We start from the raw sequence: 17,945 nt of genomic DNA on the forward strand, positions 1-17,945 counted from the left end.
GTTTTAATGTTCATTATATTATTTTCTATAAGTAACCTCTTGCCGAAACATTCCTCAGTCCCGACTCCATGGTCAAAAATAGTATGTTCATAATCTTAATCTCTTAGTCTTTTTGTCTATTTGTCTTGTAGTCTCTTAGACTCATCAACTTCAAGTCATTTCGTGTCGCCACAGGCTGGAAATAAAGCGTATCGGTATTATTCACTCCATAAGGGAACTTAAACACTCCGAACTGGAAGGTATAATATGGCATGCAGTCTTTCTTCTCCTTATAGATTTCTGTGAAACCTTCCTGTAGATTACCGCAGTACATGTGTACATACTCATCCTTGATGCCAGCACCTCTCTTACGACCGAAATAGAATTCCATTCGAGATGTATTTCGGCCATCGCCTTCCACAGTAGTAGAGAAAACATATTTGTTTTTCCACTGACAACCATAGATGCAAGAACCATCAATAGGAGCTATCATTTTCACGGAATAATCCATAGGATTCATCAAATAGATAAAATCATCTGCAAAGGGAGCGTCAGTAGCATAAAGCAAACCCTCAGGAAGCGCAAAAACTACACAACCACGATACTTCTGGTCGTTGCAGCATATACGTTCTACCCTTTTGAAATTGTCTGTCACCTTCCATATCGCAGAAGCATCATCAAAATCACCTGTGAATATCCAAAGGCAATCGCGATAAGGGTCATTCACGATAGCATGAACGTGATTAATGGTGCCTTGCGGGAATGTATATACAACATTCCACTTATCATTACCGATACGTTTATATACCGATACCGGCTTTTTATCCCTATTGCCAAGATACCCTCCAAAGTAAATCCCATCATCTACAGAAGAAATCCCTTCCACCTGAGTAAATATCAATGGTCGAATACCTTCACCACAGAAGAACCCCTCTGACAGCTGACCCGAATTTAAGTCCAGCTCATAAATCATACTCCCTACAGAAAGTAGCACAATATCTTCGTTGAGAGCCCAAGCAGAACGCACTCCCATTCTAAGCAAGCGATACAAGTATCTCCAATGCCCAAGTATTCTCTCTTTCTTGCTCTTGAAAATAGAAAAGGATTTCACCAACTTGCCGTTTTCCAAAATGAGCACTTCTCCCCAACGGTAGCATACCAATCTGCCTGAGGGGAGAAAACAGAGGGGAGAAAGGCTTTTCTTCTCCTTATTAATATTATAATGCATATAACAATCCATGTGTACAATAAAACCTTTGTACTCGTTTAGTAATGTTACAAATCACTTCATATCCTATAGTTCCGAGGTCCTGAGCCATATCATCAGCCGTATAGGTCAAATCTCCACTTTCACCGATAATAACCACTTCAGCCCCCATTTTTACGTCTGGGATTTCTGTCACATCCACCAAAGTTTGATCCATACAGATTCGCCCTACAATTGGTGCTTTACAGCCATTAATCATAACGAATCCTTTATTCGAAAGCAGTCTGTTTAGGCCATCGGCATAACCTGTTGTGACAGTAGCCACCTTCATTTCCTTTTTAACCATGAAAGTTCTACCATATCCAATCGTTTCTCCAGGATGAACGTTCTTCACCATTGACACTACCGATTTCCATGTCATAGCTGGTTTCACTCCATTAGGCAGATGATTATCGACATCCGGTTTTAATCCATATAGCACTATCCCTAAACGCACAATTTTCCCAATACCCTCAAATTCGGAACTGCTTTTCAAGTAATAAAGACCGCCAGCCGAATTGCAGCAATGCACGAAAGGCAGTTTCAAGTCGGCAACAGCATCTGCAACAGCCTTAAACTTTCGAATTTGGCCATAAGTAAACTCCTTTGCATCTTCTGAGTCGGTATCGGCTACACACAAGTGGGTAAACAAACCTTCTACTATCAAAGAGTCTGAATATTTACGAATAATCTCTTCGCATGAACTTGTGTTATCACCGTCTAAACCTATTCGGTTCATTCCAGTATCAATGGCAAACTGGCATTTTACTCTTTGACCTGTTTGACTCAACGCCTCTGCATACTCTTCAGAAACGATAGCTTGCGACAAATCAAGGTAAGACAATGTCTTCGCATACTTTGGAGAGGTATATCCCAAAATCAGGATTTCTCCTTTGATACCTGCATTCCTCAGTCCAACAGCTTCATCGATATTCGATACTGCAAAAAGTCGGCATCCTTGTTCGGACAACCACCTTGCAATATGAGCATCACCATGGCCGTAGGCATCAGCTTTGATTACAGCCATTATTTCAGCATCTGTCTGTAAGCTATTCTTATAAATGAAATAGTTCTGCTTTATCTGGTCAAGGTCTATCTCAATCCATGACCTGCGCTCCATCTGATTTACAATGATTTCCATTGTTATATTCTGTACTTCTTCGGAACGAAGTAGGGGTACGTTGGATTCTTCTGGTTATTAATATAGTTGAACAATTCTTTAGAACGTGTCATATAAACCGGCACGCCATCAATGACAGCAGATTTCAAGATACCTGCCGTCTGAAGGTCATTGTAGAAGTTGGCTTCTGCGAAGTATTTTGTCCATCTGTGCCTGCGTTCGCGTATGCGCAAAGGAGTCTCTCGCTTACTTTTTTTGATAATGAAGTCGCGCTCAAAATACCAGTCCTTTACTGGCCATTCAGGTATTTCCTGCGACACATGGAAGATGGTGAGGTAGTCTTTTATATCCACCCCAATACCGATGTTCCAAGCATCATGTTCTGCACAATAAGCCCAAGCACTGTTTGGTCCGTGAGCCGTTGGCAATTCACCTTCTATGTTATGCTCCATCATAGCCTCGGCATGAGCACCAATTGCAGTAAGAGGATTGAGCGGAAACTTACTGATTTCCGCATCATCATAACGCATAAGGGTGAAAGGAAGGAGACCGGCAGTTACAGGAGATTGGAAAACATTATAGACCGTTGTGAAATTCTGAGCCACATCATCCATATAGTTTTCTATATAATCGCCATCGCTGTTCTCTTCCTCAAACGAACGAATTGCAGGCATAGCCAATGAGCCGCCCTCGTTGACCAACTCATACAACTTGTCAATAACTTCCTCTGCCGACAACTTAGCACCTGCAAGTGCATTGTAAGACGAATGAATCACCATGATGTCATCCTTCTTCACGCCATTGTCACGCAAGTAGGCAATAATCTTGTTAAAGTCAATAGGTTTGGTCTCGTCCACACGCACACCCTCAGAAGAAGCTCCTCGGAGCTTCTTCAAGGTCTTCACATTGTTCCAGTAGAGGCAACGCAAAGCAACCTCCACCTTGGGCGAAGCCAACACTATTCTATGATAAATTGAACCTAATCTCATTGCTTACATTTTCTTTTCTACAATTTCAGCAAGCTCCATCACGGTATTCCAAGAAGAGATTTCCTTTAACTTGAAGATGAAGTCATATTCTTTCTCGATAGCAACCAAGATGGCTACTCGATTAACGGAGTCCATATTTTCTGCATCCATAAAGTTGAAGTCTTCCTGAGACATGATGTTTTCATCCTTGAGTACTTCAAAAGCCAAACGCTTTACGTCATTAATTACATTCTGATCCATTGTTATTCTATTTTAAATTATTACAAGTTAAATATTGATTTGATTGCCTTTCGATCTACTTTGCCATTTTGGTTAAGAGGAATTGTACGAATAAACAGCCACTTGTTAGGCACCTCATAAGCAGGAATTTCACTGGCAAGTGTTTTCTTATGCTCCATATAATCGTACTCTTTTCCTTCAATAACCATGGCAAGTTCGGTGTTACCTTGTTCGTTGGTGAAAGGCATGACAACCGAGAATTTTCCTCCAGAGATAGCAGAATAACGATTCTCAATTTCGCCAAGTTCTACACGGAAACCATTAATCTTAACTTGGAAGTCCTTGCGGCTAACATACATGAGATTCATATCTTCCGCGTAATAGCACATATCGCCTGAACGATAATAGCGTATACCATCTATCAATAGGAACTTCTCCGTATTTTCCTTTTCGTTCTCCCAATAACCAGGGGTCAATTGATCTCCACACAAACAAAGTTCTCCTTCTATGTTTGGCTCGGTTATAATATGGTCTTGTTCATCCAAAAGAAGCAATCCGCTATTGTCGAATGTTTTACCTATACAAACAATATCATTTGCAGCTTTGGGATTTGCAATATTGTCTTTGTCAATCAGATAGTATGTACAGAATACTGTATCTTCTGTTGGACCATACATATTATAGCTCACCATATTATGGTTGCCTTCATGCCATCCTTTAATAACTTTACCGGTTAGAGGTTCACCACATAATATATTGTAGCGAACACTATCCAATTCAACCTCATCCAAGTAAGGAAGAAGATTGCGTATCATTGATGGTACCATCTGCAGAACGGTTAGCTTATACTCTTCCAATAAACCTGCGATATATGTAAACTTCACCGCCTTATTAGGGACTGTATAGATACTTGCTCCTTTTGCCAGAGGTATTACATAAGATGATACAGAGAAATCGAATGTCAGATCGAAAGGTTGTAGACAACGATCCTCTGAACTAATATCAAGCCCAATATGGTTCATGGAGTCAATAAAGTTAGCAACATTACCTCTTGTAAGCTGCACGCCTTTAGGTTTGCCAGTTGAACCTGAAGTGAATATGATATATGCCAAAGTATCATCTGTAACATCTTTCACAAGCATGTTACCAGTACGCACATATCCATCATGCTTAAAAGCATCAGTTGGGATGAGCTTCACACCCTCCACCGGTGACTCGTATTTGCTATCTGCAGAAAGAATAGTGCTGGTATGTACACTTTCAATTACCTCTGCATGTCGCTCTTTAGGCTGATTTGGATTAAGAGGAACATACGTCTTACCTTGAAGCCATAATGCCAATATTGACGCATAGGTGCGAATGTCATCTGTTGCATACAAGCAAACCAGATTGTCTTCGCAACCATCAATTGCACTATAAATTTGCTCTACATAGTCAAACAGTTGCTTGTAACTATACAACTCATCGTCTATGCAGAAAGCTAAAGTATCTGAATCTTTCAATCCAAACACTGGCAACATAAATTGTTCTTTAAAGTTTATCATTGAATTCATTTATTAATTGTTCGTAGATATCAAAGTACTGATTGTTAACTTTTTTAAAATCAAAGTTACTTAAAACTCGACTCCTACAAGCGTCACTATAAGATAAGCGACCCTTCTTAGTCATGATATCAATAGCATTAAGTACTCCTCCAATATCCCCAGGTTCCACAACCAATCCTGTATCTTTTGTCAGCAGCTCCGGACACGCAGTTATGTTATAGGATATTCCTGGAGTGCCACAAGCCATGGCCTCTGCTGTCGTCATTCCGAATGTTTCAGCATAGGAAAGATTCAATAAAACATCAGCTATAGAATAGAATTCTGCTAGTTTTTCTTTTCCTTCGACGCGTTGGATGCCAATAATGTTTGGTGGAAGTGTTTTCTGTTGCTCAGATGTTACTCCAATTAAAATAATGATATATTTTTGTGGTAATTGAGATGCGACTTTCAAATAATCATCCCATCCTTTACTTGTGCTCCAATTTGCGGCAGCTGACATTAAGACATATTTTCCCTCTATCCCCAGTTTAACTTTAAGGTCGCTTTGTCGATATCTGAAACTATCTGTATCAATACCATCATAAATAACGGTTACTGGATATTTTGAGAAAAAAGATTGATCCGTTACAGATTTAAGCCAATTAGAAACTGTCACGACTGCAAGCTTTTTAGGTCTTGTAAAGAGTGATCTTTTCAATGTAAAATTGAACGATGAATTATCTACAAACCAAGAAGTTGGATAGTCTGTTCTAGCGGGGCAATTATTACAGGAAGATATCCATTTATAGCAGTTATAACCAATATAATGGCTGCAATGGCCAGTAAATGGCCAACAATCATGAAATGTCCAAACAACCGGTATATTGTGCTTATTTATAAAATCAAAAAGAATCTTATAGTTAATATAATACCCGTGTATGTTATGTAGATGTATGATGTTGGGGTTTAACTCTTTAATTTTTTTTACAAGACGTTTTGTTGCAAAATAAGAGCCTAAACCATGTAAATCTGTTAAGCGTGTGAATAGTCCATGCCACCTTACGTCCCAATCATTCCCGACCCTTATCAGTTCTGATCTCGAGGGTATATGTTTTCTTCCATATACAATGACGCTTCTCCAACCTTTTGAAAGAGCAATGTCCCCAATATCTCTTGCAATTGATCCATTAGAGCCATTATTTGCATCAACATTTATTTGAAGTAAAATCGGCATATTAACAAAATGAGTCTATAGTCCATTTGAACATTTTCTTAATATCCGTCTGGGGCGACCAACCAAGTTTTCTAATCTTTGAAGTATCCATAATCGCGAGTTTGAATGGCAAATATGGCATATTGCTAGCCTCCTGGCTAAATCTTACTTTGGTCGTTTTCTTTGGGGAAAGACTAGCAATAAGCTCTGCAAGATCACGAATACTGATAAGGTTCTGTTCTGCCGCTACATTGTACATGCAACCACTCTCACCCCTTTCCATAATCATAAACATTGCGTTTACTGCATCTGGAGTGTAAGTATAGGTACGCATTGCGCTACCATCAGAATGCAAAACAATATCAACACCCTTTAGAGCACAATCTATAAATTCTGCGAAGCCACGACCATCATCAAGTACAATACCAGCCCCTAATGTATGGCAAAGACGAACGCCACAGAAGTCAATTCCGAAATCATCTTTATAACATGCAAGCATGGTTTCGCATACACGCTTTGCTTCTGGATAACATGCACGTGACTTCAAGTGCTGGAGTGGTCCCATGTAATCCTCCGCAATCTTTATATCTGCTTTCTGTTCGCCAAAGACTTCTACGGTTGATACATAGAATATACGCTTTGTACCATGAGTGCGGGCAAACTCCAATACATTATGTGTTCCATTTACATGTGCCCATAACGTATTGACGGCAGAACGTTTGTAATCCATAGGGGCGGCAGGCCCTGCAGTATGGAAAATATACTTTACATCACCATCATATTCTATAGGAGTATTTACATCTTGGTATATGAAAGAGACATTAGGGAATTCAAGCAATTCTCCAAAAACCTCTATTGCTTTATCATTATTACGTGCCATGCCAACAACACGCAAATTTAGATTATACTTAAGATCTATGTCAACTAATGCTTCAACGATATAACGACCTAAACGGCCGGTTGCACCAGTTACAAGTATCGTTGAATCACGATACATATTCCAGTTGGAGATTCCTTTGCGGATAATGTCCAAATCTCTTGATTCCATGTTCATAATAGTATCTATTTTTAATTTAATCCAAATATGTTCTTATTCTCCTGAAGTTCTACCAGAGCCTTCAGAATATAATAATCCTCTGGTGTTGTAATCTTTATATTATGATTATACTCCTTTACCAAAGGAATCTTGTTACCCATATATGTATAAGCCAAAGCGGCATCAAGAAGTGGAATAGGCGCATCAACACCTTCTACATCCTTGTATGCTTTGACAAGAACCGAAAGTTTAAACGACTGAGGTGAAGTTAGACTATATGTGTCGTCTCTCTTCTTAAAATCATCAAAACCTGATACATTGCCATCACAAACAACAACTGATTCAATCACAGGCTTAACAGTCATTGCACAGCCCTCTTTTGCTGCAACTCGCACATTTTCGCTAATGACGTCACGTTCGATAAGTGGACGTACACCATCATGAATAACAACTACATCATCCTCTTTTCCACCATTAATAAAGATGAAATCTACGCCATTTTGTACGCTTCCCTGACGATCTTTACCACCAGGAATAATGCTTACTTTCTTTGTGAGTGGATATTTACGAATAAGCTCATTGAAATAATCGATGTATTGAGGGTTGCACGCAACCACAATCTCATCAATATCCTGACAAGTATCAAATTTTTCAATGGTATATATGATGATGGGCTTGCCATACACCATAAGAAACTGTTTGGGCATACCTGAGGTACGCATACGCTGGCCTGTACCGCCAGCTAAGATTAATCCATAATTCATAAGATTATTTATTTATTATTATATCAACAATAGACTGAACCGAGTTTGCATTTTCGTAAGGTGTTGTATCTGCTACCAATTTGCGAATTTCACGAGCATATCTTGCCATGTCAAAGGATAATATTTTGTCAGAGACTTCGTTGTTTGATTGTCCGACAATAAACGGCCACTTGTCCATATCCAAAAAGAAGCCTTGAGAGTCAATGTATTTTTTAGCATCAGGGGCGTAAACTATAATAGGTTTGTATTGGATTGCAGCCTCCCACATGCAGGATGAATAATCAGAAAGGACTATGTCACATGCCAATAGAAGTTCTTGAATATCCGGATAATCGGTAACGTTTTCTATTAGAGATGAATCTATATCGAAAGAGCCAATTAAGTGATGGGCCCTAAACAAAACTTTCACATTCTTCCCGAATCGTTTATTTAGAGACTTGGATAGTAACTTTACATCTAGCGGTGGTATTTCATCTTTATAACTCCTATGTGTAGGGGCATATAGGACTACAAGTGTGTCTGGCTCTTCAATAAATTTCCTTCTTACAAACTCCCTGATCTCATTCTTATTCTCTTGATAAAATATCTGGTTTCTTGGCATTCCCGTTCTTAAGATCTTTCCATCATATGCGAATGAGCGATGTAGAACCGTTTCAACAAAGTATTCAGAACTCGCCGTAAAATACGTTGTTTGCTTATTCTTCATTTTGAACTCAAACTCCGTATAGTCAGAATAATTGTCGCAGGAGAGTCCTACTTTTTTGAACCAGCCACCACCATGCCATGTGTTAATATAAACTTGTGATTTTCTAACAGGCATATAAATATTGGAGGTGTCGTTAACTATAATAAATCTAGATGTGCAGAAGTAATAAAAGTATTTGAATGATTCTTTTCTTACATAATAGACCTTTTTCTTATTGACAATAGAATCAGGATTGCTAAACGCCCAAATCAGCTCATATTTATTACCATATTGAAGCATCTCTTTATATATATACATTGGACTGTCTGAAAATTGTTTTCCGTTGAAACTAAGAAATAGAACCCTATTCTTTTTTACAGGGATAATCCAAAACAGCTTAAGTGTTGTAGAAATCAAAAATATTACTATTTGTTTTAATTTATTTCTCATATACTATCCAATTAATAGTCTTGTAATCATAAACATAGACCATCCAATAACTAATAGTAATGATGGCCTTTTTACTTTCATGAATGATGATTTCTCATCTGTAGCATAATCTGCGTAAAAAATCACAGGAAGAAACATAAGGTAATAGAAATGCCTTGTCACGCCAATTGACACGAACAGCATAACAGAAAACAATATTACCATAGAAACCCAAAAAGTGTTATTGCCTTTAATTTTTTGGATAAAATAAAATATATTACCAACAACAACAGGAATAAAACATACATTAAATATACTAATTAGTTTTTCCCAGTTATTGATTGCTCCCCCTATGTATAAAGGTTGAAGTATAGTAAACACATATGCAAATGGAAGTTTCCAAACATCGTTTATATCGTTTATTAGGACATATTGTATGAAGGTTCCAGCATATGATGAATCTCCTGACCTCTGAGCGACATAACTATTAAGTTTGTGTGTAATTGTTTCGTTGTTATAAAGAAACACATAATAAATGGCAACAATCGATATAAATGTTATAAAAACTGTGTAAATTTTATTAGAATATTGCCGATTTGATTTTCTCATTTCGATTATACCAATACATAGGAGGATTACAGGTAATATACCGGTTCTAATCAATGAAAAAACAGCAAGAAGAACGAATAAACACGAAAAATCTTTATAATTTATAATGTTCTTGCTTCGATAAACTACATTTAGAATTGCTAAAAAAACGAGGGTTAAGAATTGATCCTTATATAGAAAACAGCAAAAAACTATTGGATATGGTAAATATGCGTATAATTTTGCTGCCTTAAGAGCTAGTTTTTCTCTATTGGGGAATACAAGTTGACATAAATCATATATCAATCTAATACATATTACACCAAATAAGATATTGATAATTTTAACCAGTATAACACTCTTGAAAATATAAGTTAGTACACACACAATCCAATACCAGAGGGCGATATCTTCTACATAGCCTTCATAGTCCCCTACACTGAGAAAGGCATCAGTGAAGGCAGATACATCGATTATATTATTAGCATGCTGACTATAGTAAAGAGCACCATCTTGATACCTTAGGTCATCACTATCATAATTAGATCTTAGATATCCAGTTGTTAGTTGATTACTAAAGAATAGCGTACTACATAACATAATAATTCTCAAAACAAATCCATGTAGGCAAATTTTACTAATAACTGATTTTGTCATCATTTATCATTCTTAATAAAGTCAATACAACTTTGTATTAGAGCGTTTTTATATGTTCTACATTCAGGCTTGTTCTCAAATTGATAGGTGGTGGATAATTTGTTAAATGTAGATAGGACATCATCACTTGTTTGCATTCTATTATTTCGATAATCTGCTACACGGAAAAAATCCATCAATCCACCATATCGACCAGGTGAACCAGTTAAATTCTTGTCTGATTTCATAACTTCTCCTAGCGTAAAAATCACTGGTGTGTCAATTCCCAAACATGGCAGTGCACAATGTATTCTGCTAGTTACAACATATCTTGCATGAGAATACTTATCAAGCAAAGCCTCTGCGGTACAAATCCAATCATGCTGTGTTTTGTGGTTGCCTACCGGTACCATATGGCTCAAGTATTCTGCACTGAAAAGGACATCATCTGTAAACATCTTTGAGTATGCATGATAAAACATTGACGCCTGATAGAGACTAATTAAGCGATAACGGTGCTGGAATATACTAATCTTTGAAAGACGTGTAGCTTTAAATGGATTTTTAAGGAAATAAAGGATAGACTTTAAAGCATTACCCCAATAAAAGATATTCGCATCGCTACTAACAACATGTAGAGGAGGAATATATGGGTCAACAAAAATTACTCCTTTCCTTTGATAACTCTTCTTATACTTTACACCAAGAGTCAAGGTCATACAACCTGAGAAATATGCCTGTATTCCCTTAGATTGTAGCATTTTTGCAGTATTGGTATCTCTACAGCCTATAGGCTCGTATTTCTTGAAGTATTCAAAGCCACCATTTTCAAGCATTTTATCAAGCATTGCCGGCATAATGTGGACAGATGTCATCAGAGGAATCAAGTTATCTTCTTTTGGCGGCCAGTTTTCTGGATGCCAGATATACCATGCATTCATTATAGCCTTTGTAGGTTCATCTGTCTTAAAATCACAAATGCTCTCTTTTTCAAGATAAGAATCAACCTGTGGCAAGAACTGCATAGCTGCAATACTTTGCATGTAATCGCCAATATTTTTATCTGGTCCAACCGGACTTGTAACTAATAAACCGTATTTCATTATTTATCTCTTAAATGTTAAACATGTTTTTTATCATTTGCAAACTATAGGTCAATGCTTTATTACTTATAATTAAGTTAATGAAAAAATATACCACAAATCCCAGAGCTATCTGAACACCTAGTAGAACATACATATTTTCAATAAATAGTTGCAAGGATAGTAGGGTAACACACATAATAAAAGAAGCTAATAGCGAAGGCATAATATCCACCAGAAGCTCAGCTATTTTATATTTTAACATCACCTTGTTTAGGCGTGCGTTTAAATAGACATTGACAGGCATTACTATAATCTGTCCAAGAAGAACAGCTGTAACTGATCTGAAAGCGACAATGGAAACCAATAGTGCTAAGGCATTTAGTATTTTTTTATAAATTTCTATTCTAAGATAAAGATCGCTACGGCCTATAGCATTTAACGCCCATGAGTTTGCAGTCATAATTGGCCACGATAGAAATATTATGCACATCAATTGCATATATAAAGTGCAGTCAATCCATTTATTTGTCAGAAGGACCACAACAAAGGGTTTGGAAGCCGCCAGCATTCCTAACACTACCGGAAATACAACAAAGGAACTAATCTTGATTAATCGCCTAAGCATGTCCTTTATGTCATCGATGCTATCTTGTTTTTTCGCCATATAAGGAAATGCAACAGCTTGAATGGAGCCATTGATACTTGTAATCAAGGCTTGAGGGAATTGTTTGCCTTTTCCATATAGTGCCAAGGCTACAGGACTAAATACTTTGCCTATAATTAAACCGCTTACATCATTATATATTGTTTCGAGTATATTAGCCGAAAATATTTTTAGGCCAAAAGAGATTATTGGCTTAAGTCTTTTATAATCATGAACTTTTTTAGGATACCACCTTACGTAAATGAATGAAATAATAGGAGTCAATGTATACACGCCTAATTGGTATGCAATAAATGACCATATTCCAAAACCTCTGTAAGCCAACACTACACCAATGCAGCCACCGAGCAAGGTACCCAAAACGGAGCATATCATTTGTTTCTCGAATTGAAGTCGTTTTGCTAAATAAGCATTCTGAATAGACGTTATTGAACATGGAACCAAAACGAGTGCAGAGAATCTCAAATATGTCGACAGTTCATTAATGCCATAAAAGGACTCAATAATAGGAGATAATGCAAATATCAAACAGTAAAGGATAATGGAAACGGTAACATTCAAATAGAATGTTAATGAGAAATCTTCCTCTGTACAGTCTTTTTTTTGTATCAACGCCGTATTTAGTCCAGATTGCACAAAAATTTGGCATAGTGATACGACCACCAGTATTATCTCTATAGAGCCAAATACCTCGACATCAAGCAATCGCGCTAATATGACTGTCACTATAATAGAAATGAATTGTCCTGCAATCCTTTCTATAAACTTAAATAAAAAATTACTAACTGGACTTTTTGCCATACCTTATTGATAAGTGTCCGAAACCTGGGTCACTAAGCAATTGCTGCCAGAAAATCTGATTACTGATTACTGATTTTTTTCTTTATTCGGTTATCTGGGTTTCATGCAGTTTGTGAAGTGGCCTTTTCGGGAGAAAAAGTTGTTTTTATAAATTTTAAATATGAGTTACGACTGTCTTTGCCAGAGATGTGGCAATTACTTGATGCCATAACCTTATGATTAGTGCGGAGCAAAGGTGATGAGATTTTTGTTTTCACTCGTACATTAGGAATGGTGTAAACATAATCTCTAGTTTATCTTATAGTAATATTCCCCAACAACCATGGTTTGCACTTTGAGGTCTGAATCGTTTAGAGCAGATGTGATAAGAGCTTTATTAATAGGAATGTGGATTGTAGCAACTTTGCTCATATTGTCACGAAAAATCGGTAACTTGTCCCACAAAGTCTTTACCTGTTGCCTTATACCGTTTGAATCTGCTATATCTCCTTTTGTGCTGAAATCTGGATATACCACTATTATCGGCAATCCCAATGTATTTATGGCATAATCTATCTCTTCATTCAGCGCTCTGCTATTCTTTGTGTTGGAACTCAAGAATAGTATCACATTCTTTGATGTTCTCAACCGTTGATGCAACCTTGGTTTAAGAGTTGACTCCCAATCACTACCATCTCGAACATTATAGGTTTTATCATGGGCGTTAACAAATGGGAAAGCTGAGTCTGCTGCCTTCCATGCTTTAAGCATATTGTAATAACAGAAATCCTTTGCAGCATTAGCTCCAAGATTAGTTTCATTAAATGGTTCTGCAACATAAAATGCAGTATAGTTCGCAGTTCTGTTTGACATAATTATAAATTTTTAATAGAGACTTTATCCTTCATTCCCTTCCACACAACAATATGGAAATCGCAATTGATAATATCGTTATTCATATGAAGTGCGCTCACCATATAGCTAAGAGCCTCTTCGTGCGAAATATTTGCTCGTGACAACCCTGTACCCATAAGAGGTAAGATCACAGGATAACCTTGTGAACGCACATTGCAGAATTCGATCAGATTTTGAAGCGCCAAGACATATTCCGCTTTTGTAGTGCTCGCAGCAAGTTGATTATCAAACTTGCTCAACCCAAGAAAGAAATATGTAAGATTATCTGAAACAATCAGTTCTGCAACAGTTCCGCAAGCATATCTTTTACGATTTCCTTTCGGTTTCTCATCTTTGGACAGATGCACTTCCGGTTTAATATGAATCAATGATTGTTGCAGTGCTGCATTCAGAGTATTTTCATCATACACATTTGTATTATATAACTCTCTCATTATACGACCATGTTGTGTAGTGCGGGAGATTAGATTATCGTCCACAATCGTATCAAAACACCGATTTACCGATATTACTATATTCCTTCTTCCGTTGTAGCCTTTTTCTACTATATCTGGCGAGTACATATCTCCATATTGAACGACAACCTTATGCCCTGTCTTAGATGTGAACACAATATTTTCATTAGCGTTCAAAACCTCAAAGGTTGAAATAATAAAAGAAATACCTGCTACTATTATTAGCACAAGCAATCCAATCATTAGTTTGCACCCAAAAGTCGCAGACGAATCCAGAATGCCATCTAACGGACTAAATAAAGAAACAAATCCCCATAATGTAAAAGCAATACCAACATAAGCGCATGTCTTTCTATATATAGCGGATTTATTGAGCCATATCCGCTTGATTATGCTCATTATCTTTTTCATAATTGGATAATATTTCTTGTATATCGTTAATATGATTAATGTTGATTTCTACTATTGGAATATTTTTCTCGTTCGCAATGCGATACTCCTCCTTTACCCATGCGGATTTTTTGAGATCAGGGCTCATTAATACCAAAACAAGTTGTGCCTTATTCAGCTCTTCAACAACTCGTTCTTGCTTATCAATGCTGTCATTATCCAATATATCAACATAGCAGGATGCAGATTGAGAAATAAGTTCTTTAAGTTTCCTCAGCTTTTCAATTGTAACGAGACCATCCCTTAAAGTATAACTGCAAAAAACTAACATAATATATAGGTGACAACGAGAATGGTAATAACAATGTAGTAAAGTAAATGCGACCAGTTCAATAAAGAACGGATAAATCTCCAATTAGTTCGCTCTACCTTTTCTTCAATAATACCATTTCGCTTTCTTATCGAATTTTGCTCTTTTGCTATGCCTTCTCTTAACTTATCCTGATAGTAATAAGTCATGCTGTCTAGTAAATAGAAGAAGATAAGAACAGCAATTGATACTATCACTATAAACTTGAAATCCTTCACTTTTAGGGACATCATCAGTGTAATAGCTGAGACTTCAACCGTTATCCAAAGTTTCTTGATGTCGAAACTTTGTTTACTAAAGTTGGAAACAGCCTCATGAAGCTGATTAATCTTGTCCCAACTAAGTTTGTCTTTCGTATCATTCTTGTTATTCATATTCATGCTGTTATATTCGTATGTGTCCGAAACCTGGTTCACTAAGCAATTGCTACCTGATGCGGGCAGTTTGCGAAGTGTCTTATTGTTAAAACGATAAATTGTTAATTGTCCCTTTCGGGAATATTTGTTGCGAGTGTTACCTATTACCACGAAACTCGCGATATATTTTCTTTTGTAACGTAGGAAGTATCGAACTTCAGCTTTCGCTTCGTGTGCGTGCGCGTTCTTACGGTTCTTACAGATTGCAGACTTATATATTAGATATGCAACTCGAATCCTACTAATCCAGCAGCAGACTTCCATTATTGAAATTAGCGAAGTCTTTATAATCCAGAAATGGAAATTGTGATATATCTGTCACATCATATGCTATTTTGCAATCTGAAATTGCTTTTTCTAATCCTTCAGAGAACATCTTGGTTTTTCGCTGTGGCTGCAATAATTGCATGTATTTTATCTCTTCATACAACCAAGGAGATAGTGTCTTCTTCTTTAACCCACTATTTAGCGGAACAGATTCTGAACTTTCAATAAATACACAAAACTTCGACCTAAGGATTGTTTCAAGCAATGCCATGGATAAAATTGCATGTACATGAGATGTAGTAAAGTTGCGTTTTTTGTAATCGTAAGTTTTACGATGTTTGCAATAGCAATATTTATCATCAATCTCTTTCAGTAGTTGATCGGCACTTCCCCAAGCAAAAGAATCAACGAAGCAGGATAGTTTTTTATACTTCTTCAACCATGCTGCAAGCAGATGAGCTTCCTTCTCATTATTGTGTGAGTGCGATATGAGAACATCATAGTTTGAACCATCGAAAAGACCTGAAGGGAAATAAGCATCCTTCAACGTATCGCCCTTGATTATCCCATCAGAAGGAATTACAAGAGTGCGCATCTTCTTCTTGAAAGGAAGCCTTTGTAATGCAATGGCTTTTACATCGTTTTCTGACACCATGCCAGCAAGTTGATTGATTACAGTAGTATTAGTACGAAATGCGATATCCATATGTTAATTGTATTTAATAGCATTCAAATCGAGTGTCTTTGCTGTAGGTGGATAAACAACAATATTTAATCCGCCAGGAATTGCAAGTTCTTTGATCCCAACTATAGTGTCTAAAGTGTATTTAAGTATAAATTGTCCTGTTTGATTAAGTCGAGACAACCCCATACCCATAAGTGGCATATAAGTAGGATTATTACCTGCATGTTTTGCAATAAAACGACACACACTACTTATGCAACGTCCAAATTCAGAAAGTTCCGCATATGCATGATCTTCATCATCGAAATGAGTGAGAGCAACAAGAACATATGTAACTTGCCCAACTTGAACTGGTACACAGGTGCCAAGAGGATACTTCTTATTATATCCGCCTTCATTTGGTCGGTTAGAAACCTCTATATATTCAACATTATTCTTTGTCAAATAGCTTTCTATGTGTTCATGTAATGCAGGATGGTTATACTTAAAGTGTTTATTGATAAATTGCCCATGCAAGCTAGAAGGGCTAACTATTTTTGTGTTTACCACAGTGTCAAAATATTCATTGACAGGAATCACAACATAGTTTGTACCGCTTGCAAAATCGAATAAATCTCCAGCATTAACATTAACCGTAAGCGTGTTAGAGAGTTTCAGTTTAAGTGAATCCTTTCTACGCGTTAAAAACCACGATATAAGGAGGCTTCCGCCAATTACAATAAAAAAGTATATAACAATCACCAGTGTGCATGGGTTTTGAACCTGGAATACAAAGCTGATTAGTGTGACTACAGCAGATACTGTACCTAGTGTAGATACAAAAGTTTTACAAAATTCCATACTATAACTAATCTTCAATTGCTGCACGAACCTTTTGATAATCGTATTCATACGTAATTGCAATCTTATATTATCCTATGATTGCGTCTCTTATCGCTCCATAATTCCAGCAGAGTTCGCCTTTATCGTTTCGGCAATCTGATCCAATATGAATTCCTACCCATCTTAAAGATTCGGGGCACTTACTCCTATTGGGATTGATAAGGCCATTGTATATGATAACAATGTTCTTCAAAACGCCATCATCAAAGTCCTTACGAGCCATCTCACATTCGTACTGAACATAACTTCTGTTGTCAATATAATATCCTTTTGCGCAACTCGGTGGCATTGTTGTCCACTTTCTATAATGCTCGCAGTTAAAGCAAGCGCCACTCGTAACTGTTGAGGTATGTTCTCCAACAATAAGAACAAAAGTTTTGGATATATTGAGACGTTTTCTCAGGCTCTTCTTTATATTGCAGTTTAGAGTGTCATCTGACGACTGAGTTACTTCATGAACATCTACAAAACTTAACTTTAGGTTGTTGTTATTGTTCCACGCGAATTCAACAAGCAAGTGCAAAATTACGAAATGTTTTTGTAAAAGCACTCCTTTGGTGTTGAGAAATTCAATTTCTTTCTTGGTCTCTCATTAATTTTTGCCGTAAA

18 protein-coding genes are annotated in these 17,945 nt (G+C 37.0%); all 18 read right to left on the reverse strand.

Annotated features, from left to right (window positions below):
- Positions 1–103: 103 nt before the first annotated feature.
- Complete coding sequence (locus ACTQ16_RS14700) at positions 104–1,207, reverse strand: hypothetical protein (RefSeq protein WP_441938085.1); 1,104 nt, start codon at positions 1,205–1,207, stop codon at positions 104–106.
- The gene (alr, locus tag ACTQ16_RS14705; RefSeq protein ID WP_441938086.1) at positions 1,197–2,366 is read right to left on the reverse strand and encodes an alanine racemase; all 1,170 of its coding nucleotides are present in this window, start codon (positions 2,364–2,366) and stop codon (positions 1,197–1,199) included. Before alr ends, ACTQ16_RS14700 begins: the two co-directional genes overlap by 11 nt.
- 2 nt (positions 2,367–2,368) lie before the next feature.
- Positions 2,369–3,334, reverse strand: coding sequence for an AAC(3) family N-acetyltransferase (locus ACTQ16_RS14710; RefSeq protein WP_441938087.1), 966 nt, complete (start codon positions 3,332–3,334; stop codon positions 2,369–2,371).
- A 3-nt stretch (positions 3,335–3,337) separates the two neighbouring features.
- Positions 3,338–3,574, reverse strand: a complete 237-nt coding sequence (locus ACTQ16_RS14715; protein ID WP_441938089.1) for an acyl carrier protein — start codon at positions 3,572–3,574, stop codon at positions 3,338–3,340.
- A 20-nt stretch (positions 3,575–3,594) separates the two neighbouring features.
- Positions 3,595–5,106: an AMP-binding protein gene (locus tag ACTQ16_RS14720; RefSeq protein ID WP_441938091.1), complete on the reverse strand. Its 1,512-nt coding sequence runs from the start codon at positions 5,104–5,106 to the stop codon at positions 3,595–3,597.
- Positions 5,084–6,310 carry a glycosyltransferase gene (locus tag ACTQ16_RS14725; RefSeq protein ID WP_441938093.1) on the reverse strand — a complete coding sequence of 409 codons (1,227 nt, stop codon included), beginning with the start codon at positions 6,308–6,310 and terminating at the stop codon, positions 5,084–5,086. The genes ACTQ16_RS14720 and ACTQ16_RS14725 overlap by 23 nt, the downstream gene beginning before the upstream one ends.
- A 1-nt stretch (position 6,311) precedes the next feature.
- Positions 6,312–7,343 carry an NAD-dependent epimerase/dehydratase family protein gene (locus tag ACTQ16_RS14730; RefSeq protein ID WP_441938094.1) on the reverse strand — a complete coding sequence of 344 codons (1,032 nt, stop codon included), beginning with the start codon at positions 7,341–7,343 and terminating at the stop codon, positions 6,312–6,314.
- A gap of 14 nt (positions 7,344–7,357) precedes the next feature.
- A complete protein-coding gene (locus ACTQ16_RS14735; RefSeq protein ID WP_441938096.1) occupies positions 7,358–8,089 on the reverse strand; it encodes an IspD/TarI family cytidylyltransferase in 732 nt (243 codons plus the stop codon).
- Between the two features lie 4 nt (positions 8,090–8,093).
- Positions 8,094–9,224: a CDP-glycerol glycerophosphotransferase family protein gene (locus ACTQ16_RS14740; protein WP_441938097.1), complete on the reverse strand. Its 1,131-nt coding sequence runs from the start codon at positions 9,222–9,224 to the stop codon at positions 8,094–8,096.
- 3 nt (positions 9,225–9,227) lie between these two features.
- The gene (locus ACTQ16_RS14745) at positions 9,228–10,451 is read right to left on the reverse strand and encodes a hypothetical protein (protein ID WP_441938099.1); all 1,224 of its coding nucleotides are present in this window, start codon (positions 10,449–10,451) and stop codon (positions 9,228–9,230) included.
- Positions 10,448–11,530 carry a polysaccharide pyruvyl transferase family protein gene (locus tag ACTQ16_RS14750; RefSeq protein ID WP_441938101.1) on the reverse strand — a complete coding sequence of 361 codons (1,083 nt, stop codon included), beginning with the start codon at positions 11,528–11,530 and terminating at the stop codon, positions 10,448–10,450. Before ACTQ16_RS14750 ends, ACTQ16_RS14745 begins: the two co-directional genes overlap by 4 nt.
- 10 nt (positions 11,531–11,540) lie before the next feature.
- Positions 11,541–12,977: a lipopolysaccharide biosynthesis protein gene (locus ACTQ16_RS14755; RefSeq protein ID WP_441938103.1), complete on the reverse strand. Its 1,437-nt coding sequence runs from the start codon at positions 12,975–12,977 to the stop codon at positions 11,541–11,543.
- Positions 12,978–13,265: 288 nt separating this feature from the next.
- Positions 13,266–13,829, reverse strand: coding sequence for a TIR domain-containing protein (locus tag ACTQ16_RS14760; RefSeq protein ID WP_441938104.1), 564 nt, complete (start codon positions 13,827–13,829; stop codon positions 13,266–13,268).
- Positions 13,830–13,831: 2 nt separating this feature from the next.
- The gene (locus ACTQ16_RS14765; RefSeq protein ID WP_441938106.1) at positions 13,832–14,725 is read right to left on the reverse strand and encodes a macro domain-containing protein; all 894 of its coding nucleotides are present in this window, start codon (positions 14,723–14,725) and stop codon (positions 13,832–13,834) included.
- A complete protein-coding gene (locus tag ACTQ16_RS14770) occupies positions 14,694–15,047 on the reverse strand; it encodes a TIR domain-containing protein (RefSeq protein WP_441938108.1) in 354 nt (117 codons plus the stop codon). The genes ACTQ16_RS14765 and ACTQ16_RS14770 overlap by 32 nt, the downstream gene beginning before the upstream one ends.
- Complete coding sequence (locus ACTQ16_RS14775) at positions 15,041–15,460, reverse strand: hypothetical protein (RefSeq protein WP_441938109.1); 420 nt, start codon at positions 15,458–15,460, stop codon at positions 15,041–15,043. Before ACTQ16_RS14775 ends, ACTQ16_RS14770 begins: the two co-directional genes overlap by 7 nt.
- A gap of 283 nt (positions 15,461–15,743) precedes the next feature.
- Positions 15,744–16,475, reverse strand: coding sequence for a hypothetical protein (locus ACTQ16_RS14780; RefSeq protein WP_441938110.1), 732 nt, complete (start codon positions 16,473–16,475; stop codon positions 15,744–15,746).
- A 3-nt stretch (positions 16,476–16,478) separates the two neighbouring features.
- On the reverse strand, positions 16,479–17,345 hold the full coding sequence (locus ACTQ16_RS14785; protein ID WP_441938112.1) for a macro domain-containing protein: 867 nt from the start codon (positions 17,343–17,345) through the stop codon (positions 16,479–16,481).
- Positions 17,346–17,945: the final 600 nt, after the last annotated feature.

The sequence above is a fragment of the Prevotella sp. LCP21S3_D2 genome, assembly GCF_052118345.1.
Lineage (GTDB): Bacteria > Bacteroidota > Bacteroidia > Bacteroidales > Bacteroidaceae > Prevotella.